The sequence below is a fragment of the Pedobacter rhizosphaerae genome (genome assembly GCF_900111155.1).
GTDB classification, from domain to species: domain Bacteria; phylum Bacteroidota; class Bacteroidia; order Sphingobacteriales; family Sphingobacteriaceae; genus Pedobacter; species Pedobacter rhizosphaerae.
The window spans coordinates 131904-155699 of sequence record NZ_FOGG01000013.1; the positions used below are offsets into that span (position 1 = coordinate 131904).

15 protein-coding genes are annotated in these 23796 nt (G+C 38.4%); 4 read left to right on the forward strand and 11 right to left on the reverse strand.

Annotated features, from left to right (window positions below; genetic code table 11):
• Positions 1 to 2 precede the first annotated feature (2 nt).
• The gene (locus BMX11_RS12420; RefSeq protein WP_175474550.1) at positions 3 to 3209 is read right to left on the reverse strand and encodes a SusC/RagA family TonB-linked outer membrane protein; all 3207 of its coding nucleotides are present in this window, start codon (positions 3207 to 3209) and stop codon (positions 3 to 5) included.
• Between the two features lie 278 nt (positions 3210 to 3487).
• Positions 3488 to 4675, reverse strand: coding sequence for a FecR family protein (locus tag BMX11_RS12425; RefSeq protein ID WP_090884710.1), 1188 nt, complete (start codon positions 4673 to 4675; stop codon positions 3488 to 3490).
• Positions 4676 to 5097: 422 nt separating this feature from the next.
• Here BMX11_RS12425 and BMX11_RS12435 point away from each other — a divergent pair, with 422 nt between their 5' ends.
• Positions 5098 to 5454 carry a VOC family protein gene (locus tag BMX11_RS12435; RefSeq protein WP_090884713.1) on the forward strand — a complete coding sequence of 119 codons (357 nt, stop codon included), beginning with the start codon at positions 5098 to 5100 and terminating at the stop codon, positions 5452 to 5454.
• A 17-nt stretch (positions 5455 to 5471) separates the two neighbouring features.
• On the opposite strand, the gene BMX11_RS12440 is transcribed toward BMX11_RS12435, so the two are convergent.
• The gene (locus tag BMX11_RS12440; RefSeq protein WP_090884715.1) at positions 5472 to 6146 is read right to left on the reverse strand and encodes an RNA polymerase sigma factor; all 675 of its coding nucleotides are present in this window, start codon (positions 6144 to 6146) and stop codon (positions 5472 to 5474) included.
• Positions 6147 to 6664: 518 nt separating this feature from the next.
• Between BMX11_RS12440 and BMX11_RS12445 the strand changes: the two genes are divergently transcribed.
• The 3 genes from BMX11_RS12445 (at position 6665) to BMX11_RS12455 (ending at position 10374) form a co-directional block, all read left to right on the forward strand.
• Positions 6665 to 8179, forward strand: a complete 1515-nt coding sequence (locus tag BMX11_RS12445) for a TlpA family protein disulfide reductase (RefSeq protein WP_090884717.1) — start codon at positions 6665 to 6667, stop codon at positions 8177 to 8179.
• 147 nt (positions 8180 to 8326) lie between these two features.
• Positions 8327 to 9718, forward strand: coding sequence for an ATP-binding protein (locus tag BMX11_RS12450; protein WP_090884719.1), 1392 nt, complete (start codon positions 8327 to 8329; stop codon positions 9716 to 9718).
• A 245-nt stretch (positions 9719 to 9963) separates the two neighbouring features.
• Positions 9964 to 10374, forward strand: a complete 411-nt coding sequence (locus BMX11_RS12455) for a hypothetical protein (RefSeq protein WP_090884721.1) — start codon at positions 9964 to 9966, stop codon at positions 10372 to 10374.
• A gap of 326 nt (positions 10375 to 10700) precedes the next feature.
• Here the strand turns inward: BMX11_RS12455 and BMX11_RS12460 are convergent, their stop codons facing one another.
• From BMX11_RS12460 to BMX11_RS12505, 8 genes are all read right to left on the reverse strand, one after another.
• A complete protein-coding gene (locus BMX11_RS12460; protein ID WP_090884723.1) occupies positions 10701 to 13124 on the reverse strand; it encodes a redoxin domain-containing protein in 2424 nt (807 codons plus the stop codon).
• Positions 13124 to 14602 carry a RagB/SusD family nutrient uptake outer membrane protein gene (locus BMX11_RS12465; RefSeq protein ID WP_175474551.1) on the reverse strand — a complete coding sequence of 493 codons (1479 nt, stop codon included), beginning with the start codon at positions 14600 to 14602 and terminating at the stop codon, positions 13124 to 13126. Before BMX11_RS12465 ends, BMX11_RS12460 begins: the two co-directional genes overlap by 1 nt.
• A gap of 4 nt (positions 14603 to 14606) precedes the next feature.
• The gene (locus BMX11_RS12470) at positions 14607 to 18188 is read right to left on the reverse strand and encodes a SusC/RagA family TonB-linked outer membrane protein (protein WP_090884727.1); all 3582 of its coding nucleotides are present in this window, start codon (positions 18186 to 18188) and stop codon (positions 14607 to 14609) included.
• 183 nt (positions 18189 to 18371) lie between these two features.
• The gene (locus BMX11_RS12475) at positions 18372 to 19361 is read right to left on the reverse strand and encodes a FecR family protein (RefSeq protein WP_175474552.1); all 990 of its coding nucleotides are present in this window, start codon (positions 19359 to 19361) and stop codon (positions 18372 to 18374) included.
• Positions 19362 to 19478: 117 nt separating this feature from the next.
• Complete coding sequence (locus BMX11_RS12480; protein ID WP_090884731.1) at positions 19479 to 20063, reverse strand: RNA polymerase sigma-70 factor; 585 nt, start codon at positions 20061 to 20063, stop codon at positions 19479 to 19481.
• Positions 20064 to 20309: 246 nt separating this feature from the next.
• Positions 20310 to 20801: a hypothetical protein gene (locus BMX11_RS12485; protein WP_090884733.1), complete on the reverse strand. Its 492-nt coding sequence runs from the start codon at positions 20799 to 20801 to the stop codon at positions 20310 to 20312.
• 1107 nt (positions 20802 to 21908) lie between these two features.
• A complete protein-coding gene (locus BMX11_RS12500) occupies positions 21909 to 22532 on the reverse strand; it encodes a T6SS immunity protein Tdi1 domain-containing protein (protein WP_090884737.1) in 624 nt (207 codons plus the stop codon).
• A gap of 671 nt (positions 22533 to 23203) precedes the next feature.
• Positions 23204 to 23608, reverse strand: a complete 405-nt coding sequence (locus BMX11_RS12505) for an integrase core domain-containing protein (RefSeq protein WP_262502416.1) — start codon at positions 23606 to 23608, stop codon at positions 23204 to 23206.
• Between the last annotated feature and the right edge of the window lie 188 nt (positions 23609 to 23796).

Genomic DNA, 23796 nt, shown 5'->3' on the forward strand with positions numbered 1-23796 from the left:
AATTAAAAACTTACATTAAAACCTATTAGAAATGATCGGGATGAGGGATATGCGCCATAGTCAATTCCAAAGGAAGGCACTCCGTTTACCGATTTATCGGTACTTACCTCGGGATCGAATCCGGAATATTTGGTGATGAGCAAAAGGTTCTGACCGGTAAGGAATATGTTTGCCCTTTTAAACTCACCGATATTTCCCAAAGCATAGCTGAGTGTTGCATTGTTCAATCGCACATAGTTACCATTTTCAAGAAAACGGGTGGATACGATATTTGCATTGGTTAACCGCTCGTTACCAAGACCAATCTCTGCTGAGGTATTCCTACCGATAGCCAGGCCACTCGGGGCCAGGTTAACCATTCTGGTATTGTTGTAAATTTTTTGTCCAAAGGCACCGTTCCAAGACATTTCCAGCGAGAACTTCTTATAGGACATTGAGGTGGACGCACCCACAAGAGTTTTGGGGTTGGGGTCACCCACATACTGTTTATCCGGACTATATTGCGCTACACCGTTCGCATCCAGTCCAAGGAAACGAACCATATTGTAAACGAACAACGGTTGGTCATTGGCAATTTGCTGGGCAGGAATACCGCTCGCCAAACCACTTCCGTTAATATTACCTGTCACCACCACCGGACCGGAATAATTCGTGAACAGGTTCTTTTGAAAGGTCGCATTAAGGCCTAAGTTCCATTTAAAATCAGTTTTTTCAAACAAAACAAAATTCAATGCAGCTTCCACGCCACTATTTTTGAGTACTGCCGGAAGATTGGTAAAATAATTTACCGCAGGTCCAGGCTGCACCAGGGCGAGTTGAAAAAGAAGATCTTTAGTTTGTTTGTTAAAATACTCTACAGTTCCTGAGATACGGTTATTGAATAGTCCAAAATCGATTCCGGCATTATAACTATCCGTTGTCTCCCATTTCAGGTTTGGATTTCCATAATTGGCCTGTGAGATACTTTGCAGACCAAAGGAAAACCGGTCCTGTGCCGAACCGGCAGGAAATTCCTGATTACCGGTTTTTCCATACCCCAATCTGATTTTAAGATTGCTAATCTTTTCTGGCAGGAAGCCTTCTTTCGAAACCACCCACGCAGCAGCTATCGAAGGAAAATACCCGTACTGATTATTTGAACCGAATTTAGTAGAGCCGTCTGAACGCATAGTAGCCGTTAAGAGGTATTTCTGATCGTAACTCAGGTTAACCCTGGTGAAATAAGACTGTAGCTGATTTGTTGGATCTACGGAAGAAGAAGTACCTATATTACCCCTTGCAGGGTTTTGAAGAATACTGCTACCCAATACATCAAAACTAGTAAACCCCGTTCCTGAAACGCCATAACTGGCTCTTTTAAAATCGATGAATTCATAGCCCAATAATGCATTAAGGCTTAATTTTGCCGTTAGGTCTTTGGTATAGTTCAGGGTATTGGTAATGGTAGTGGTATTTAACTGATTAGTTGCCACCCCGGCATAACCGATATTGGTTATGTTGTTAAGAAACAAGTTACCAGAAATATCAGTTGTACGGTTTCCAGTAACAGTATTCATTCCCAGCGTAAATTTATATACCAATCCGTCAATAATTTTAACACTTGGAGAGATGTTGGCCAAAATATTGGTTACATCCGATCTGTCGTTATAATATTCAATCAAAGCTAAAGGATTAGTTCCAAACCCTGGGATGGTAACCGTTCCATCTGTATAATTCTGCTGAACAAACCTCCCATCAGGATATTTCAATGGTATAGTTGGGTTCCATTCTAAAGCATTACCTATAAGACTCCCATACAGGTTACTGTTATTGCCAATAGGAACACCAATATTCCTGGTTTTAGCTGCAATAATATTAAAGTCCAGATGGATCCGGTCATTTTTAAGAAAATTATATCCACCAGATAAGTTAGCAACATACTTTTTAAAGTCTGATTTACGGACGATCCCCTGTTGATCAGTATATCCCAGCGAAACCCTATAATTTCCTTTTTCATTTCCGCTGGAAATGGCAATATTATGGTTTTGGCTGAATGCAGTTCTGGTTATGGCCTCTAAGGCATCAGTAGAACCTTTTCCATCATACTGTGTAAGACTCCTGTTTGTTAAAGCTTGCCTGAATTCATCACTGTTCATCTGAACATTAGAACGCATTAAGCTCGCAATCCCAGCCGAACTGAGGATTTGTAATTCAGGAGCTCCTGTTTTTCCTTTTTTTGTGGTGATAATGACTACTCCATTTGCTCCTCTTGAGCCATAAATAGCAGTAGCGGAGGCATCTTTCAATACATCAATGGATTCAATATCATTTGAATTAATAAAACTCAAAGGATTGCTTCCTGGCGTCGAACCCAGTGTAGAGGCATTCGCTGACGGCTGGGTATTTCTGCCGTCCAGGGGAATACCATCAACCACAAAGAGTGGTTGATTTCCTGCTCTAAGGGAGTTTGCTCCCCTGATCCTGACGGTCATTTCTGCTGCCGGGGCACCATTGTTTGAACCAATCTGGACACCTGCAAGCTTGCCCTGAACCAACTGCTCTGGAGAGGCAGTGATTCCTTTGTTAAAGTCTTTGGCTTTTACACTTCCCACAGAGCCTGTCAGGTCGCTTTTTCGGGCAGTACCATACCCGATTACCACGACATCATTTAAAATCGATTGAGAAGCCCTCAATCGGATATTGAGCTCTGACTGACCGCTTACCTTTATGGTTTGGGTCTCATATCCAATATAAGAGAACTCCAGGGTACCTTCATTCCCGGGAACATCAATGGTATATCTTCCCTGGTTATCGGTAACTGTTCCCAGGGTAGTACCTTTCAAACGTACCGACACACCTGGCATTGGACTTCCTGATTCATCGGTTACTTTTCCATTCAATTTTTGCCTGGGGACTGTCAAAACCGGCTTAACTTTCGCTTGCGTTTTCAGCGCAATAGTTTGCTGGATTATGGTATAAGATATGGGTAAATCATTAAAAATCTCATCCAATATGCTTTTAACAGATGCCTGACTAACATTAACACTTACTGTTGCCGTTTTCAAAAGCGGGATTTTGCTGTAAACAAAATGATAATTACTCTGTTGTTCAATCTTTAGGAGTACCTTTTCGATTGAAATGTTCTTTTCATTTATAGAAATGCTCTGGGCTACGCTGTTCGCAGATACCCTGCTTAACGCCAGCACTAGTAAAATTGCTGTTACTCTCATTACTGGTAAAATTTTAGACGCATACAGTAATTTTGAAGCCTTATACTTCAATTTTAAATTCATAATTTTGAAAGGTTTGGGTTATACTTGGTTTATTTCACGCTATGGTTTGCCCTCACTCCGGCCGGTAAAGTGTTCCACCACTTACCGGCCTCTTTTTTGTAGGACAAAAAACCCCATAAGAATTATTACAGGGCCTAATTTTGCCTTTGTTTATCTCATTCGTTTATTTGGTTAGTTGTTTGTTATATTGGTTTATGTTTAATCTTTTTAATGCGTTAATTAGAAATCTTTATTGTTCTGCCATCCAGCCTAAGCTTAACACCTGCAAACTTCAGAATATCCAATACGCCTCCCAAATCCACATTTCTGGATATACGTCCGGTAATTGGGATATTAGGGATTCCACCTGTATATAGGAAATCTACATCATACCACCGGGATACCTGTCTCATTACCTGATCGATATCTGTATCTTTAAATTGGAAAAGCCCTGACTTCCAGGCAATCTCCCCCAAAACATCAACATCATTAACAAGTTCAAGACGACCTGAATCGCCTAATCTCCCCTGCTGTCCCGGCACCAGCTTCACCTCGCTTTTTCCTGATTTCATTTTAACCGATCCTTCAAGCAACGTAGTTTTGATTAACTGACCATCATCATAGTCGGTAACGGCGAAATGGGTTCCCAACACCCGAACCTGGGCATGCTGGGTTTGAACAAAGAAAGGGGCACGGGCATTTTTAGCCACTTCGAAATAAGCCTCACCTTTGAGGTAGACCCTGCGCTCAGGGCCATTGAAATTAACCGGATAGCGGATTTGCGATTCGGAATTCATCCAGATTTTGGTACCATCTGACAAGACCAATTGATATTCCCCGCCCTTTGGAATAATAATCGTATTATAGATTTGCTTTTTTAAAGAAGATGTACTTCTATCAGCATATACAAGAATGTCAGATTGTCTATTCAGAGAGATATGGTTACTCGCTGCTATATCCTTTCCAATGCCTTTTTCCAGTTCCACCCTACTTCCATCGCCCAATACCAGAATTGCCCTTTTACTACCTGGTAAGATCGGTTTATTGATTTTTGAGATGGCACCTACCTCGTTTTTGTAAAGGGCAGAAGAGTCCTTTTTATAGATAAAATAAAGTGTGAGCAGCAGAGCAGGTAAAAAGATAACAGCAGCATATCTGGCATAGTATCTCCAGGATCTTACGGGATGAACGTGATTCGTGATTCTACTTTTAAGTTCTTCCCAATCCGCTTCCTCTGTCGAGAGGTAATCCAGTTCCTGGGCGTTTAAATATTCCGGATCGGTTAGCTGTAGGAACAACTGCTTGTTTCTCTCATCTTCAGCGATCCACTTATCTATTAAAACCCGTTCTTTCGCTGTCAATTCAGCGCTATGGATTTTCCTAATCAATCTGGCGATGGTTAGACTATGTTTAGTTTGCATCATATTTGGTTAATTATAAGTAATACAACTTCATCTTGAAATTGGGTGACAGCCCGGATGTTTTTTTTTCATCTCGCAAAAAAACATGTTCCAGATTCATTCAGGGTTGGTTGGACAGATCGCAAATAGCCAAAACTAAAGTTATTTATTATCTGGAACGCCTTCCTTTTATCTTTATTAAGAAAGATTGTTAAAGAATATAGATGATTCAACAACAAGTTCCTCTGTCGGACCTGGATAAAAAAATAAAAATACCTCCCGGGAGTTCGTTATTGATTTACCCATTGATACATTAACATCAGCAATATCCAGGAAAATCACCAAAACCGAAATCCAGTTTAATAATCCTCCAAGAAAGTTACCACCAGTTTTTGAGCATATTAGATGCATTTTTCAACTCCCCTAAAAATTAAGTAAATATTATAATGAAACTGACAAATTTCCGCCCGATAATCCATTATGAGCACAGTGTTGATTGGGGTTATGCGCATAAAGATAATGTTGAAATTATGTTCTGTGCACCAAATGCCCACATTCCATTTGAGAAAACACTAATCACCGGCTCTTTATATATCAACAAAGATGATGTAGATGCGTGGTGGGAAAAATTGAAAAATAAATGTGAGGTCATTTATTCGCTTGAAACATTCTCCTATAATATGCGGGAATTTGCGATTAAACTTCAATGGGATAATATTACAATATGGACAAGCTGTTTGCTAGTCAAACACCTTAAGGTAAATTCAGGTTATTTTTATGGACATCCCAAGAGAATAAATTAAAATAGTTACATCTACAGTTAACCTACTTTAATTATTTGTATGGGGATAAATGCCCGATTCTTTACCATCGTCTTCTCACAATACCTGATTGCAGTTGATTTGGCAGAGCAAAAAAAACTGCAATCAGTGAAGCGGCAAAGGCAGAATAAAAAAATTATTATTGTCCCAATTAATGGCTTCCTTAAGAGGTGTCGCAATAGATGGAGCCCCCTTAGTTTCTGCGTCTTAACAGTGTTAGTAGAAACGTGCAGAATTTCTGCAATTTCCTTTATGCTTTTTTCTTCAAAAAAACTCAAGTGTATAACTTTACGATATCCAGGAGCAAGTAGCCCTATTGCCTCATGAATTTCGCTTGCAATTTCCGTACTGATAATCTTATGAGAAACATCGATATCGCTGACCATGGGAGCAGAAGTAATATTAAAACGTTCCACCACATGTTGATGCTTGAGCACATTAAGACATTGATTTTTGGTTGTATGATATAAGAATGCCTTTATAGACTCCAGATCAAAATGTTTATGCCTTCTTTCCCAAAGTTTAACAAAAACTTCCTGAGCAATATCTGTTGCACCGTCCTGAACAAAACGCTGAGCGAAGTAACAAAGGCGTTTGTTAAAGATATTAAATATCTGTTCAAATGCCTTAATATCCCCAGCCCTGAATGCCTGTATTAATTCTAATTCGCTCATTTACTTTAATTTCAAAACCCTTCCATCTCCCCTGCTATTTTCCGCAACGCAGCAATAACCCAAGCAACAATATTTACAATCAGATTTACCGATTAAAAGAATAGAACAACTATGTATCATCAGTAAATATTTGGTCAAATGAAGAGCAATTATCATTTAGAACTGAATCTTATGCAATCGTTTTCATGCGTAAAGTTAAAGCTTTAGATTTTATTTACAAATAATCAATTTTGTTTCTGTAAACCGGCGCAGATAAATTGTAAAGTATCATTTAAAAAAAATTGGCCCCATATTCACCATACCCTCAAAACCAGATAAAATCTGGATAAACTGTTTGGAACGAAATCAGGCGACCTATCCTGTCTTTTCTTATCGGCCAACAAAAGGAACATAATTCTGTGGGCAGGATGATCTGTCTGATTAATCTCCTGCCCAATTTATTATAAATATTGTTTAAGTTAACCTAAAGCGACATAAGAGAAAAATATTTTCTATTTTGCAGTACCAAATATGTTCTCATGAAAAAATTAACAATCCTCATCTTAATTTGCAGCTTAACCATACAGTGTACATTTGCTCAAAATGCGAAGCTTACAGTAAATATTATCAATTCAAAAGCTAAAAAGTATACTTTAACCGACTGGAAACTTGTTCTCAGATATGATTATTTGAATATGGGTGATCAACTTGTCAGTTTAAAACCGGGTAACAATACACAAATCCTAAACCTCAAATCCCCTCAGTTTTTTATTTTTTCATGTAATGAAAAGGAAAAAGACCTGAGTTATGATCTTTACATCCGCCCGGGAGATAATATCGAACTAAGCGCAGATTTTAGTAAACCCGATTTAGGGCTGAAAGTAACAGGTAAGGGCTCAGAGAATAATCAGCCGCTAATTGGTCTGAACAAAATCCACACCGATCTGCAGAAATTATATGGGGATAGCCTACCCGGCAGAGTATTGACTTTACTTAAAAAAGAAGAATCGGAAAAAAACGAGCTATTCACAACATACCTCTCCAGATACAAACCCTCTCAGGATTTCATCAGGGACTGGAAAATTAATTTAAAATATTTAATCCCCCATGAATATTTTTCCTTTAAAGAAAATAATAAATATAGAATTGCGAAAAGCTATCAACAGACTGAAAGGGAATGGAAGCGTATTCAGGACAGCCTTTTTAAAGCAGAATACCTGAGTAATGATAAAGCCTTCGTTTCTGATAATTACAAACAACTCCTTGGCGACTTTTTATCCCGGGAGAAAGAAAGATTATGGAAATTAAGCTATAGTGACAGTACTGCCTTTTTTAAGGATTGGTATGGCACGACACCTGATAAAGGCAGGCCTGAGTTTAAAAAAGATATGACAAACCTTTTATCTGAAAAAATCATAAACAGATATTTCAAAAATAAATCTGCCGAATATTTATATGCCGTTTTAATAGAAAGCGCATTAGAAGAGAAGAACAATGAAAATATCCCTGAAATCTACCTTAGCTTTAAGCGCAAGTTTCCAAATAGTATTTATTTAGGCCCTATCAAGCCACATATAGAAGAAATACTACGAAAACAGCAAAATACCATCAACAATAAAATGACTTTTGCAGATAACAATGGTCGGGAACTGAATACTTTTGAAGAAGTACTAGCCTTAACTAAAGGAAAAACCTTGTTATTAGATATGTGGGGTACCTGGTGCGGCCCATGCAGGCAAGAGATTGAAAATAATACTGCAGCAATAAAAAAACACTTTAAGGATAAAGGTCTGGATTATTTATATATAGCCAACCACGATTTGCAGAATGAAAAAAAATGGAAAAGCTTAATCCCGTATTTCAATATGGAAGGCCTCCACATCTTAGCCAATCAAAATTTAAGTAAAGACATTATGGATAAAGTAAAAGGTGACGGATATCCAACATACGTCATTATCAAAAGCGACGGAAGTTTTGAATTATCAAAGGCCGGTTACCCCATGAAAAGGGAGGTTTTAATTAAACAATTAGAAGAAGCGCTTGAAACTAAATAACCCTTTTGACTTGTTGCGCAAAAATACCCTCATCCCCAATACCCCTTAAGCTCAGTGCAATCGCCCGAGAATGATGATGCCTTTTTTATCTTACCTTTTAAAAGCTTTCAGTTCGAATTTTAAACAAATACCCTTAACATAGCCTCCATGCAAGATCAAATAGCCTATCCCCCTCATTCGATAAAAGCCAATGCCAGGGCAATTAATGCAGAAATGGACTGGCTAAGCAGGCTAATTGATCAGCGAATGAAAGATCATTTCGCCCAAGCTGAATTCCCTGTTACTCCCGACGAAATTCCTGTACCAAATCAGTCAGACTATCCATCAGATCTGCATGATTTTCTAATCGCCAAAAAACTCAATACCGCAGAAAGAGTGATCCTCGCATTGACCATTGCACCTGAAGTCAAGCCGCAAATACTGGATATGTTCTTCACCCGCAATTCAAATTTAGACAGGGGCTTCAGCGAATTTGGCGGATCAAAGACCAGCCAACACTCCGGATTTATTCCAACTGCAGAAACTGCGGCATTTTTACTTGGCACAGACCTGGAACACAGATTTGAACTATACCACATTTTCGACACCGAACATTTTCTCTTTAGCCAGCAAATCTTACTACTAGCGGAATTACCTCAGGGTGAACCCCTATGGAGCGCTAAGCTTTCCATCCACAGTGACTACCTCAAACTGCTGACAACCGGCAAAAGACCCAAACCCCTTTACAGCGTATCCCTTCCTGCAAAACAGTTAATTACCCAATTGAATCAGCAAGATCTGATTGTGGGAAAAAAAGTGAGAGAGCAGATCAGAGAGATCCATAATTGGCTATTACACCAACAGACGATCATGCAGGACTGGGGAATGTCAAGATTACTGAAACCTGGTTACTGCAGCCTGTTTTACGGTCCACCAGGAACAGGAAAGACACTGGCCGCCATGCTAATCGCTAAATCTGTCCAACAGGACATTTACCGCGTAGACCTTACCTTGCTCGCTTCCAAATATATCGGAGAAACAGAAAAGAACATAAACAAACTCTTTGAAAAAGCGAAAGCGCAAAACTGGATACTCTATTTCCAGGAAACAGAAGCACTGTTTGGAAAAAGAACAGCAGGCAGTAATTCCAGCGGCCAGTACCCCCAACTGCACACTGCATTCCTGCGGCAGTGTATCGAAGATTATCCTGGCCTAATCATCATATCCGCAGATTTAAAGGCGAATGTAGATGAGGCCTTTCTTCGAATATCCCAATCCATCATCCATTTTCCACTACCTAACCCAGCTCAGCGGCTTCAGCTATGGCAACAAGCGCTCCCCGGGCAACTGCACCTATGTGAGGATATCGACCTAAGTGATATTGCTCAAGAATTTGAACTTTCAGGCGCGGATATTATTAACATTATCCGTTCAATTGCCCTGAAGTCCATGGGCAATAAAGACTCCTCAATCACTAAAAATGATCTCATTGAAACCATACGTTGGACACTCTTGATGCAGCACAACCAGACGGGACAAAGTCCGATGTCCATATCGTAAATGTATATCTAAATCACGTACCATATCATTAAAACTCCTGTTATCCATTCGCTGCAGCGGATGGTTTATGGACCGACTTCCAGGGGCAAATTAAATGCCTTTGTTATCAAAAAAAGTTTTTTTTTAAACAGTCCAATATCCATTACACATCCTGAAAATTGAAAATTCTCTTCCCCCAGCTCCCGTTATCAACTTAAAAATATTTATAGATTTTTCTATTTTTATGAACCCATAAATTTTTATGCATGAAAAAGAGAATAACCTTTCTGAGCTTTGTAATTATTGCCTTGTTTGTATCTTCCTGTTGCAAGGCCATTTTTGAAACAGAAACTAAATTAAACAACAAAACAAATGATAAATTGGAATTTCGTTTCTTCAGTTCTGGAAAATACGACACTCAATCATTCGGTGCGGTTACCCAAGATATCCCCATTCGAAACATGATAAATTCTCCCTATGATTCAATATTGGTAATTGTCAACGGAAATTTGCTGCAGGTCCATCTCAGGAGTCAAATGACAGGCACGCCGAGAAAATCAATAGATATTATTTATAATGACAAACGAAACTTGTTTAATCCTGCAAACTACATTACAAATGAACAAAACCTTGCCTGCGATGGAAAGCGGACACTGCAAACCTACTCTTTCCAATAGATAACTGATTATGAGATGAACTGAGTAGGGTTTGATAACGTATCGCAAGTTTTTCGGCTCGAATTTGAACTCTGTTTTCTGTATATATAAAAATAGTTTGCAGCGTATTGAATTTCAAAAAAGTACTATTTTGATCATTATTAACAAAATATTCATTATCTGGAGTAGTTGATACTAAGGGACAGGGAAGGTAGGCTATATAGTGCCGTTGCAATCTATCAGCTCATTAAACTATATAGAAGATTCACCACCAATAAAACAAAAGGCAGGCCATCCAGCACTGCCATAATCATTAACTAAATTATAATTTCCCTATTTTGGGATTTCTATTTCTTGATATACTTATTCAAAGAATCCTCAAGCTCCTTTCCCCGAAGATTTCTGGCAATGATTTTTCCTGTCGGATCAATAAGGAAATTTTGTGGAATAGCTTGTATGTGATAAAGCTTAGCTGCCAAACTATTAAAACCATTCAATTCCGAAACATTAGCCCAAGTTAAGCCATCATCCTTAACTGCTTTTAACCAGGCTTTTTTGGCATTTGCAGCATCAAGGGAAACGCCTAAAACCTCAAAATTTTGATTTTTATATTTTTTGTACTGTGCGCTTACATTTGGGTTTTCAGCTCTGCAAGGCGCACACCAGCTTGCCCAAAAATCTAACAAAACATACTTACCTTTAAAATCACTCAGGCTGATTATTTTCCCAAGTGTATCAGGCAACTGAAAATCAGGAGCTTGCTGTCCAACTGTTGTATTATTCAGTATGGCTATTGTTTTACTAAATTCTATCCCTGCTAAACTTTGCTTTACGGCATTAGAAAGCCCATGGTAAAGTGGTGCAATTTCCTGAACATCTATTACTGGACCAGCATACGATTTTAAGATTGATAGACTGGCCATAAGGTTTGGATGCTTTAATATGAATGCCCGCTGAAGATTTCTTTGTTTAAGAACTAAACCCTTATTCTTTTGCTTTACATCTTCCATAAATGCCGGGTTAGCCCGATTTTCTGGAGTAAGCAGGTATAAAAGCGAACGCTGTGCCTTTATCAATGGATTAAGTTCGCTTTTAAGCTGTTGGTTAGCTAAATTTTCATCATCACCCAACACAGTGGCATTCGAAATAGAATCGGTACCCTTAATGGTAAGCGCACTTTTTCCTATATAGATATCTGTTTGATCTGAGTTTTTCTTTACAGAATAGAAACCAACATGGCTTAAAAGTAAATTTGCCTGACAGGTTTCTTCAACCCTTCCCTCAAAGTGAAAAGTCCCATCTTTTATTATTACGGAATCTCGAATTGTCTTATTATCTCTATTCAGATAATTTAAAAACAAGATACTACCCTGAGAAACATGGCTAAGTTTTCCGTTAATAGTAAATTTATTTTGCCCTTTTTCATCACCCAATAATTTATTCAACAACTTGACATGATCTGATGAAGAGGGTACTGGTGCTTGAAAATTGGAAATTTTAAAATTCTGATCAATAATAATTGTCCTTGGAATATTTATTACCTGATAATCCTTTAATCCACTTCTGGGAATATGCCATTGAATACCCTGTGCCTTTCTAAGGGCTACATTTTTCTTCCAAGCGTCGATATTTTCATCAATGGAAAGCGAAATAAATATCACTTCCTTATTTCCTGCATACTGTGCCCTCAACTTTTCGAAGGCGGGCATTTCCTGTAAGCATGGGCCACACCAACTTGCCCATAAGTCTATGAAAATAATTTTTCCTTTAAAATCTGATAATTTAACTGCCCTACCCTCCAAATTCCTGGCAGAAAAATCTATTGCCACATCACCATTGCCATATCGTAAAAGACTGTTTTTCATCCTCAAAGCCGCTAACCGGTAATCATCGGATTTTATCGAAGCAAGTTGCGAAGAAAACGCCGCGATTTTGTTTTTATCATCCGTCCCATTCATCAACTTAACTAAAGAATCGGCCATAACCCAATCTTTAATTTTTAATATAGAAGTATCATCAGGATTGGACTGTTTAGCTTCATTTTCAATAACCAGTTGCGCAATATCCCTGAAAACAACGAGTTGCAGATTTTCAGCTTTTTTTAAGGTTGACAAATAAGCATTTACCGTTGGTTGAGATAATTTATTGAAACGCTCCAGGTATTTTTTGGCAGAACCTGGGCTTAACTTAAGTTTTCTTGGCGCATAATACCCTACTGAGTTAATACTATTGATAACATCAGCTCTGATGCGGGCAGACTCTAAAGCTTTGAATGTGCCGCTTACGCCCTTCAATTTATCAAGTTCTGCACTTCTCTGATCCGCAAGATCTAGAATATTCTTCAACTGATCATTTGGCTGCGGAAAAATATTTTTTCCTGATTCGAGATATGATCCCCCCTTGGGAAAAGGCGTATCTTTTAAGTAAGTATTGGCCTCGCTACCACTCCCCCTGAAAGTAGAAAGATTTGGATAAACATGATTAATATCTACCTTCAATTTATTCCCCGGACTCAAATATAAAATGTTACGACCAATACGATAATAACCAGCTACTTTGAGTGCAAAACTGATACTGAAGTTTCCCCCAGTATCAGTTTTTACCAGTAATTTTTCATCCTGTGGCTGCAGGTATTGAAATGCCGAAATATCTTCAACCTTCAGCTCTTTTTGGGTTGAACGAAATTTACCCTCTATAACCACTTGCTGCGCTGATGCTAAAATACTGGATAATAGCAAAATGCAAAGTATGCAATTCATTAACTTCATCATTACGGATTATTAGGCATACCAGGGTTTGCATCTATCACCTTTTGTGTAAAGCGAAGCGTAAACCGGTCAGGTGTTAGCGTATATTCCGTTAATTTACCATTAGCATCATAATACTTGTGTTTATATATTGTTGATGAAAATAATGGATCGGTTGATAACCTACGCATATCAAACCATCTGAAACCATTAATGGCAAATTCTCTGGTCCTTTCATCAATGATAAATCTGATCAGTGCAGACTGATCATTAATGGAAACCTTCGCATCGGCTGCCGGCATACGTGTGGTTCTGAATGCTTCCAATATAGTAATGGCATCTGCAATTTTGCCTGTCCTGGCCAGGCATTCCGCTCTTAATAATTGAACATCGGCCAATCTTATCCCGATTTGAACCACTGTACCACTGTTTCTCCTTAGCGCACCAGTTACCGGCAAGGCTGCACCACCACTTGCCTTTGTGCTAAAAAAACGGACCCTCATATCAGACGGCCTGAAAAGTGCGGCCGCTTCTGGCGTGAGCAGGATATCAGATCTGTCGGCAGTAAAAGCACCAGCATTTACCTGCTTACAAAAGATATTTTCGGTATTAAGCCAGGCAGTTGGATAAAGGCTTTGGAAACTGGAAGGATTAGTTGTTGGATTATATCCCCAAGCACCTGTTGTTCCTGCATTTGCCATGGTTACATTTAAATTGTAAAGGGCTACAGTATAATTGGTAGGAAGATCATCAATAGCATTATTCAAGTATGGCAGTGCATCAGTGTACCGCCCCATAAAAACCAAGACCTTTCCCAATAAACCTTCGGCTGCAGCTTTGCCCAGGCGGGCACGAATGGATGTATTTTTTGGCAGTGAAGGGATAGCATCTGTAAGGTCTTTAATCATAAAATCGTAAACAGCCTGAACAGTAGCACGGGTAAATTTCGTTTCGGCTACATCTGCTACAGTAATGATGGGAAAAGCAAGATCGCTTGTTGCAGTAAGTGAATTGTAAGGCTTACCATAAAAATTAACCAGCATAAAATAACACCAGGCCCTGTTGGCAACAGCTTCTGCATAAAGTGCTTTCTTCTGGTCGTCTGTACCGCCCGTTGATTCCATCACTTCATTAGCAATTTTATTATAGGTATAAAGCTGCGTCATGATCCCTTTCATTTCGGCATTATCATCTTCAGGATTGTAAGTATCCTTGTCATACCTGAAGAAACGCTGGGTCCTTAAAGCCGCACTGGAAAAATAAGGCTCTGAACTTAAAACTTCATCGCCCATAATCAACTGCCCGTTGGGAAACTCAGTAACGCCTGCGCCTGTATTAATCAGTGCAGTATTGTTAAAAAGCAGATTATAGTCTGAGGTACTTTGTGCAATAAGTTTTCCTTTGGGGCTAAGATCAAGATAATCCCGCTTACAGGCAGAAAACCCGGCTACAAGAATAAATGCCGTAATGGCTATATAGTTAATTTTATTTAATGCTTTCATTTTCTTAGAAGTTAACATGAGCTCCAATTGATATCGTATTTTGGTTGAATGGCATGGTTCTGTAACCACCCGAAGTGCTCCCAATATTTGAGGCCTGGCCGCTGGCATCCTGAAACTCCGGATCTATGCCGAAATTATTGGCTTTCCAAAGCATTACATTGGATAACTGCGCCCTTAAACTGATTCCCTTGAGATGAATTTTAGCTATCCATTCTTTGGGAAGCTCGTAAGAAAGTGTGACATCCCTCAACTTTACAAAACTGGCATCAAGCACATTAATATCAGCCATTTTATAATAATTTACATTCCGTTGGCTGTTGCTGGTACCGATGGCAGCAATATAGGCAGGAATATTAGTGATCATTTCATCGCCTGGATTTCTCCACCGGTTAGCAAATTCTGCATTTTCGTTACTCAATAGCCTGCCTCCTGAGAAAAGTGTAGTAACATCTCTACGCATTACATGCCCCAGGTTGTAAATAATATTGGCACTTAATCTAAAGTTTTGGAAGCTAAATACGTTTGTCAATCCTCCACTCCAGACTGGCTGAAAAGTGCCTTTGTAAAGAATATCTGATGGAGTAGTTGCGTTAATGGCTTTTGTTACCGATCCATCTGCACGAAAAACCTGAGGGTCGCCCAATTGATCCAACCCTGCATATTGATAAGCAAAAACAGAAAATGCCGAATACCCCTCCAGGTAGCTTTGCGCAATCAGTCCATTTCCAGTGCTGATCGGTACTGCTGTACTTAGAGATTTTATTTTGTTACGGTTATAGGCAACATTTAAAAGTGTAGTCCAACTAAATTTATCAGTGCTGAAATTCTGACTGCTCAAACTCAATTCAATACCATTATTGGCAATTTCGCCCATGTTACCCGTAATACTGGTATACCCTGTAAAAGGGTTAACCGGCAGATATCCGATAAGGTGATCTGTGTTCTTCCGGTAAACATCAATACTTCCATTAATGCGGTTGAAAATGGTAAAATCAGCGCCTAAATTTAATGTCTTAGTTGATTCCCAGCTTAATCTTCTGTTTGCAGGCGTACCAATTCTAACTCCTTTTCCATCGGGAAAAATAGAATTTGATTCGGCAATCACAATATCATATGAAGCTGCCGTTCCAATGGTTGGCGATAAACCTGTAATACCATACGTACCCCTGAAAATCAATCGGTTTAACCAGTTTATATTTTTCAGGAAATCTTCACGACTGGCGTACCAGCTCAACCCACCGCTACCTACAGGCCTATCCTGAGCAGATTTATCCTTACCAAAAAGGCTCGATTGATCTAATCGCCAGTTTCCATTAATGGTGTATTTATTATTAAAAGTATAGCCTGCATTTGCATAGTACGATACCACTCTGTTTTCCTGTTCTCCTGCCCCATATGAATTATCGAACAAAACACTTCTGCTACCACTATTAGGATAAACAGTATTGGCAATGCCATTACCCAATGTTTTGTAGTCAATGGCTCCGTAAGTCAACAAATCTGGATTATAGCCCCTAACATAAGAATTATTAGATATACCCAGTTGATTTTGTATTTCCTGGCCAGCAAGAACGGTTAACTTATGTTTCTGATTATCCCAGTTTTTATCGTAACTGATTTGATTTCTGATATTCCAGTTTCTTTGACTTTGATTAGACGTTGACAAGCTGCCACCTGTTGTTGGTAAATAATAGGTTGGCAGGCCTCCTGCTGTTGCAGGCGCTACGGTAAAGGCTGCAAGTTCTGACCTGACGGCATAACTATTCTGATCAGTAAAAGTGCTGTTCTTAGAATTAGCCTTGTAATAGCCATAAACTCCTTCAAACTTTAATCCTTTGATAGGCTTTATGGTGATACCAGCAACTATTCTATTGATCAAGTCTTCATTTTTGCTATTCCGCAAATCAAATTCATCAACGGGATTATAGCTAAGACTAACCTGGCTTTGGGTTTCAAAAGTTTTTCTAACCGCATCGGCCATATTCAACCAGGACAAGGGAAGGCTATTTCCTGATTGATCTTTAAAAAGTACGTAAGGCAGGAACCGGCTATCAGGAGCAAAATTATTTCCTGATGACCTGATATTGTTGGTTAAATCAGTAATTAAATAGGCACTGAAAACCTTGTTAAAATCCATATCCTGACGCACATTGATCTTATAAGCATTATTTTTTTCACCCTGATAAATGCTTTGGTTATTGGTGTAGGCCAACGAACTATAAATCTTATAACGATCTCCGCCTCCCCTTAAGGATAAGGTATGGTTACTGAGCATGGCGTTCCGGTACCAAACTTCTCGCATCTGGTCAAGGTTATTGGTATTGGCCAACGCATTAAGCTGTGCATCAGCCACAGCACTATTAATCGCACCACTATTCAGGTTGTAGAGAATTTGCTCGTGTGGCGGCAAAACCGGGCTCTGTGAACCATTGGGTACAACTGAGGATAATGGATTTAAGCCGGGATTAAAGATTTCCCTTGCTGACTGGATGAACTGAGCGCTGTTAAGCGTATTGGCATAAGCTAAATCTGGCATACCTCTAAAATTAGCAAAGCCGTCGTATTCGATCTCCAAACCTCCAGAACGGCCCTTTTTAGTTGTAATTACAATAACGCCGTTTGATGCCCTGGCACCCCAAACTGAAGCAGCAGTGGCATCCTTGAGTACTGTAATATCCTCTACATCATTTGGGTTAATTGTAGACACATCGCTAATTGGAAATCCATCTACCACATATAATGGGCCTCTTGCTGCATTAATAGTAGATAAGCCCCTCACCAAAACCTGTGTGGCACCTGGAGCATTATTAATCGTTAAACCAGGAATAAGCCCATCTAGCCGCTGGATAATATTCATTGATCCGGTACGCGCAGCAAACACCTTCATATCTGGCTTGGCAAAACTGCCAGCACTCCTTTCCTTAGACAGGGTTTGAATACCAGTTGATACGACCGATACTGTTTTTAACGCCTCGCTCTGCTGTTTTAGGACCACCTGTACTAAAGTATTGGCATTACCTATCGCAACAGATTGATCTACATAACCAATATAGCTTACTGCAATTGAGCTATTATTACCAATATCACTGATAAAAAAAAGACCGTCTACATCGGTTTGAGCTAATATCTTACCTTCTGAATTTTTAATAGAAGCTCCAGCCAACGGAAGGCCTTGTTCATCTACGACTTTACCTCTAATGGGTACTACAGCCTCCATTTCGATTTTGGTAAAGGTAATCAGGTTTTCATTAATTAATTTATACGTAAATCCTGAATGTTTCAGAATGATATCCAATATTTTTGAAACAGGTTTATCTGAAACATAAATATCCACCAATTTATTTGACGGGAAGTTATTATTGCTGTACAAAAAAGAATAACCGGTTTTGGCCTCAATGTGCTTGATAACCGTTTCCAGATTTGTTTTCTTTAGGTTAAGTGAAATTTTCTTGCCCTGGGGAAATACTGCTGCTGATACATGCAGTAATCCGGCCAGTAACAATAAACAGGTTAGTTTCATCATCTTTATGATCTTACGAAATAAAGGATCGGGCAGGTACGCCCACATCAATAGTCTGGTTTTCATGTTTGGTTAATTGTCGAAAAAGCAAAACCTACCCTAACCCATTTTAATAAAATTCGGATTATAAGCGTAATATTTTTACTTTTAAGAAGATTATAGTTAATTGAAGCAGCCTCATCGCAAATTTGTCTGCTTGGTTAATTCTGGTATCGGCAGGGATTTACCTTTGGTATTTCCCTGTTATTTTTAGTAGATATGTATTTTATCGCCCTCCTTTCTATACTTAAAATCTTCAGAGGCTTTAAGGGCATCCAAAACATCAATCAATCCGGTATCATTAAATGTTCCGGTAAAGCGATATTTCAATAATTCAGGATTATCAATCGTGATGGTTACATCGTACCAGCGTTCGAGCAAAGCGGCAACCTCCTTAAAACCCTGATCATCAAAGCTTAAACGATTATGCACCCAGGCGACACTTTTAATTTCGGAGTTGGCAATAATTTGCTTTGGAGTGGTTACAATAAAACCTTTTCCCTTGGCAACCAATTGTTTTGAGGAAGTAATTGGTATACCGCTTCCAAGAATAAATTTTTCATTAGGTTTTAAGGTAACCAAAGCTTTTTTCGCATCCGGGAGGAATACCTGTACAGCCCCCCTGATCAAAGATGCTTCAGTTTTTTCACCCTCATAAGCCTTAATGTTAAATAAAGTACCAAGTACTTTGATATCCATTGCTTTACTATGCACAATAAATGGCCTTTTCGGGTTATGAACTACATCAAAGTAAGCTTCCCCTTCCAAATCAACTTTTCTTAACGGACCACTGAAACCTTTTGCGTAGTGCATTTTACTATCCGAGTTCAACATAACCACCGAACCGTCCGGTAGAATAACTTTCTTCTTCTCTCCTTTTTTGGTACTTACCAATAAATCTTTAACCAGAGGAGCCGGATTGTTAGTTAAATTAAAAGTAATGATGGCAGCAGTAACAACAACGATAATAGCTGCCGCTGCCCAGTAATACCGGTAATTATTCGCACCCCGGTTCTCTGCCGAAGTAATCCTAAGGTTAATCCGTTCTAATATGCGGCTGCTTGTACCTTCCTCAGTGATCAATAAATCTGCATTATTTTGTTTATCATCAAAATAAGCATCGATTAATGATTTCTGCCGATCATTAACCGTCCCATCAACATATTTCCCAGCTATTTTTCTAAAAAAATTCTTTTTCATTTGGTATGGCATAATGCTATTGCTACAAGAATGTATCAACCTATATTATGCATGTACCCCAAGTGGGGCGCATCACCCAAAGAAATTTTATTTTTATTTTAAAGAATGGGGGGAACCCTATCTCCCTGAATACACCGCAATGATAACCTCCACCAGAACGAACGACGAGGCCATTGAAGCTTTTATCTTTTTTAAAGCAATATTCAATTGATTATCAACAGTTTTTGGTGACAAATCCAACACAGCAGCAATTTCTTTTGTAGACATGTGTTTATTTCTACTCAGGTTAAATATCTGACGACATTTTTCGGGTAGCTTTGCTACAGCTTCATCAAGAATCTGTTTAATGTCATTTAAAACCAGATTATCTTCCCCATCATTGGTAGAAAAATTTAAGATAAAATCTCTTTCTACATGTGCAGCGATTACCTTGTTGTGCCTGATGATTTTAAATACCTGAAAACGTATGGATTGGAAAATGTACGATTTAAGATTGAGGATAATTGCTTTATTTCTCTTGAGCCATATTTCTACAAACACTTCCTGAACAGCATCTTCAGATGCAGGGATATCTTGCAAAATTTTATAAGCAACCTGAAAGGACATCTCCCAGTATCGGAAATAAATCATTTCAAAAGCATTGCGGTCATCCTTTTTCAGGAGATCAAGTAATTCCTGATCAGAATAAGACAAATGCTTCATTTTTGAGAATTTCAAATTACGTTCCTAATATAGTATTTAATATATCAATAAGAAATACGCCCCAATTTGAAATCGTTGCTTTTTGCCTATGATCCGATACAATGCTCACAGATATGAATATATGTGTTTCCGACCAACAAAACTTGAAATAACAAAGTACCGCAAAGGTTGCAATCAAATATTAATAATTATTGCATATTTGAATCAATAATCCACTTCTACAATCCTATAAACAATCAACAATCACTACTCTGGGTACCCCGTAAGTTGGACATTACCAACTATTTTCATCGAATAATAGTCCTTAGCATTGATGTCCCAATTGGCAAAACTCTTAGTTAAAATTGCTTTTGCTTCTTCAATAGGCAAAGGTTTTGCCCAAGTGATTAATAAGATATTCGGATTCCCTTTATTCTTTTCTATTTGAATAAGCCTGCGTTCATCGTAAATTTTAAGAATAATGGCGGGACTTGTGGACATGTCCTGCCCATTAGGGGTGAAAGCATATTTCACGATAGGAATCTCCAACTCTTTCAAGATTTCTTCCAAGGGTTGATTGATATACTTTTGCTTTTGCTTTACAAAATTTTCATGCAGATAACCAGGTGTGTCGCCCTTGAACGTTTCTAACTTTTTATAACCTTTAATATCAACATTCTGTTGTCTTCCTGAAAGCTCTGGCACTTTAGCCTGTTGTTGAACAGATTTACAGCTTATGATGGTCCAAACTAATATCACTAACAGCTTTTTAATATTTTAATTAAGGATCATTCGGAATATAGAATATTTTACTTCATTTACCTAACTGAAGTGACACTAATTTGTGTCGATATCTTCTAATTACCTTTTTAGAACAATTCAACTTTAAACCTCTGATTATTACTATTTCAAAAGCCTGTGAGAACAATATCTCCGACAGTTTTATTTGAATAATAATCTATAGCATCACTATCCCATCTACCAAGACTTTTAGCCATGATCGCTCTTGCCTCCTCTATGAGCAAAGGTTTGGGCCAAATGATAACTAAAACATTAGGATTCCGTTTTTCCTTTAGAATATGATAAAGTTTCTGAGCATCATATGTATGCAAATCTATCGCCTTTGTGGTAGACATATTCGACCCATTGGGAGAAATTGCGTATCCTACCAATGGGACTTCAAGTTGCTGTAATAAGATATTCAGAGGTTTATTGACATAATTTGCCTTTTGCTTTACAAAATTTTCATAGAGATATAGGCTAGTATCACCTGAAAAAGTAATTAGCTTCTTATATCCTTTGATCTAAACAGTTTGCCGGCGGTCATCGGTTTTAATATGTGGTTGAATCGACTTTCAGCCCATAAAAATCCAGAACAAGAACATTATTTTTTTCATATCTATCTTATGATGGGCAATCAATTTTTTTGTAAATAAAGTTTGCATCTGTAACTTTGACTTCTGTTCCATAAGCTAGATCATAGTAAATAAGCTAAATATTCTATTTCCATTAAAAAAGGGTTTCTCCCCTGCTGTTTTATGCCTATTTTTATAATTAAATCCGCCCCATAATTCGCATTAATAGGTACTGATGTTGTTAAGGGTTTTACGCACGCGGTTGCCCGATGCATCATAGGTGTAGGAAAGGTTTCCGCTACTTTTTTCTATTTGTTTAATTTTGTCGAAAAGGGTCTAAACCGCACAGAACAAAGCTTTGAATGAAACAAAAATGGTCTTAGCAAGACACTAAGACCAGATTGAAATCAGGTCAAATACCGGACTCTTTTTTTTACACCTAAAAGCACAAGCGGGGGCGCTTGCGTTAAAATTTATGAATAGACAAGTTTCTTCCAGCTAGGGGGATAAACTAGGAAAGTCCTATCTTATTTATATTGCTACCCGGAGGTAATTTATCAATTTGTTGAATTAATTGAAGATTCAAATCCCAGTAAACTTCCATATCGCATATCTCGTAGTTATCTATTTCATCCCTTCCCCCTAAGAATAATGGTACAATATAGCCAACACATTTATCCAAACCGATCTGTTCTTCATTAACAGCTCGCCATTTCTCAAAACCAATCTTCGCCAAAGCGTCATCCTCAAATTCTACAAGTTCACTATTATGAAACTCAAAGACATCTAAATTTGGGATATTAAAACTCTCGTTTGTTGCGACATCGAAAAAAATGATCTGCCTTTCTCTATCAAGTGATATACCAAATTGTCTTCCTAACCAGTCATATCCAAATATCAAGATATTTTTGCCAAACTCTGGAAATCCATTCTTGACAATCTCTGTCCATTTGAATCCAGATTCAAAACTGTGAATTCTGTATATGCCATTATTGAATGATTTACCTCCAAAATTTTCAAATAAATAATGAAGATTAGAATCATTTATAACTTGTTTCGTGCATTCTTTTTGACACCGCTTTTCTTTTTCCGTAACTTCATCTTCTACGAAATAATTCAGAAATAATTCCAACATACTTTACTCAGACTGCGTATTTCAATGAAACTGTACAGTCCGTTTCGGACCAAACTGTACGCGAATTCGATTGCCGGGAGGCTGCCTAAATTGTCCCTTTCCCTCTGAACAAAAACAGGCCTCGACCTCAAATTTCCTTCCCCCAGGAAAGACTCCCAGTCATCCAGTTTAAAGACAATACCTAAAGCTCTTCACAAGATCAGCAAAGCATGAACTGGAAAGCAAAGCTAAATATCCCTCCAAAAGAAGCCCTGAAACGCTCAAATCCCAATTGACAGATCAAAGATCACATCAAGTAGCAGCTGAACCGCTGAGCCCTTTATTTGGCTTGAACTTAAAAAATTAAAAGGAATTGCTGAGAGAAGAAATACCGATCCAAAGATCAGTGCGTACAGCTTGATCCGAAACAGCCCGTCAGTTTGGAGCGAAACAGGGTGTCAGCATAAATGCGAAACGCGCGTACACTTTTGCCGAAATACCCAAACAGGTGTGCCGTCCTGAATTTACTTGTCGTTTTTGGGTTGTAATACTAGAATAAGTTTACATTTTCTAGGTGGTAATACTGGAATAAGTTTACATCTCATTTCTGGTAATTCTGATATTACTTTACAAGTGTACAATTCGTAATTTATTATTAAAAGAAAAGCCTATTCATTTTTTCTTTATTTGAATCAAACAGCCTCCATTTGATCCTTTTCTATATCCTTTTTCTTATAAGGGTAATGCTTCCAGCGTTTTTTTATTTCACCGCTCATATCATGTGCTTTGCTTGGCGTAAGATAATCCAGGCTGCCATGAGGTCTTTTTTCGTTGTAGTTTTTGATAATGATCCCAATACTTCTTTTTGCTTCTTTATGATCACGGTATATCCGTTTTGGAAAAAACTCATTCTTTACTATTCCGTTAACACGTTCGGCTAAAGCATTATCATACGGACTACCGCTTTCAGTCATACTTATTGCGATCCTATCCCTATTTAGAAGCTCAGTATAGCTTTTAGAACAATATTGTATCCCCCGATCCGAATGATGAACCAATATAAAGGGTGAGTCCTTCTTTCTTCCAGCGATGGCCATCTCCAAAGCGATGATGCAACCAGTAGCCTCAAGGTTCGGATGGAGAGCGAATCATACAATCTTTCTGGAATAAGCATCAGTAATCAGACTTAAATAACTAAAGCCCAACTGGGTCCGGATGTAGGTAATATCGCTTACCCATAGTTGTTCAGGGGCTGAAAGCAACATGTGTTTTATCAGGTTAGGAT

Coding starts and splice junctions, on each gene's coding strand:
- BMX11_RS12420 (WP_175474550.1), bottom strand. CDS start 3,209: ATGAGAGTAACAGCAATTTTACTAGTGCTGGCGTTAAGCAGGGTATCT.
- BMX11_RS12425 (WP_090884710.1), bottom strand. CDS start 4,675: ATGATGCAAACTAAACATAGTCTAACCATCGCCAGATTGATTAGGAAA.
- BMX11_RS12435 (WP_090884713.1), top strand. CDS start 5,098: ATGAAACTGACAAATTTCCGCCCGATAATCCATTATGAGCACAGTGTT.
- BMX11_RS12440 (WP_090884715.1), bottom strand. CDS start 6,146: ATGAGCGAATTAGAATTAATACAGGCATTCAGGGCTGGGGATATTAAG.
- BMX11_RS12445 (WP_090884717.1), top strand. CDS start 6,665: ATGAAAAAATTAACAATCCTCATCTTAATTTGCAGCTTAACCATACAG.
- BMX11_RS12450 (WP_090884719.1), top strand. CDS start 8,327: ATGCAAGATCAAATAGCCTATCCCCCTCATTCGATAAAAGCCAATGCC.
- BMX11_RS12455 (WP_090884721.1), top strand. CDS start 9,964: ATGAAAAAGAGAATAACCTTTCTGAGCTTTGTAATTATTGCCTTGTTT.
- BMX11_RS12460 (WP_090884723.1), bottom strand. CDS start 13,124: ATGATGAAGTTAATGAATTGCATACTTTGCATTTTGCTATTATCCAGT.
- BMX11_RS12465 (WP_175474551.1), bottom strand. CDS start 14,602: ATGAAAGCATTAAATAAAATTAACTATATAGCCATTACGGCATTTATT.
- BMX11_RS12470 (WP_090884727.1), bottom strand. CDS start 18,188: ATGAAAACCAGACTATTGATGTGGGCGTACCTGCCCGATCCTTTATTT.
- BMX11_RS12475 (WP_175474552.1), bottom strand. CDS start 19,361: ATGAAAAAGAATTTTTTTAGAAAAATAGCTGGGAAATATGTTGATGGG.
- BMX11_RS12480 (WP_090884731.1), bottom strand. CDS start 20,063: ATGAAGCATTTGTCTTATTCTGATCAGGAATTACTTGATCTCCTGAAA.
- BMX11_RS12500 (WP_090884737.1), bottom strand. CDS start 22,532: ATGTTGGAATTATTTCTGAATTATTTCGTAGAAGATGAAGTTACGGAA.
- BMX11_RS12505 (WP_262502416.1), bottom strand. CDS start 23,608: ATGGCCATCGCTGGAAGAAAGAAGGACTCACCCTTTATATTGGTTCAT.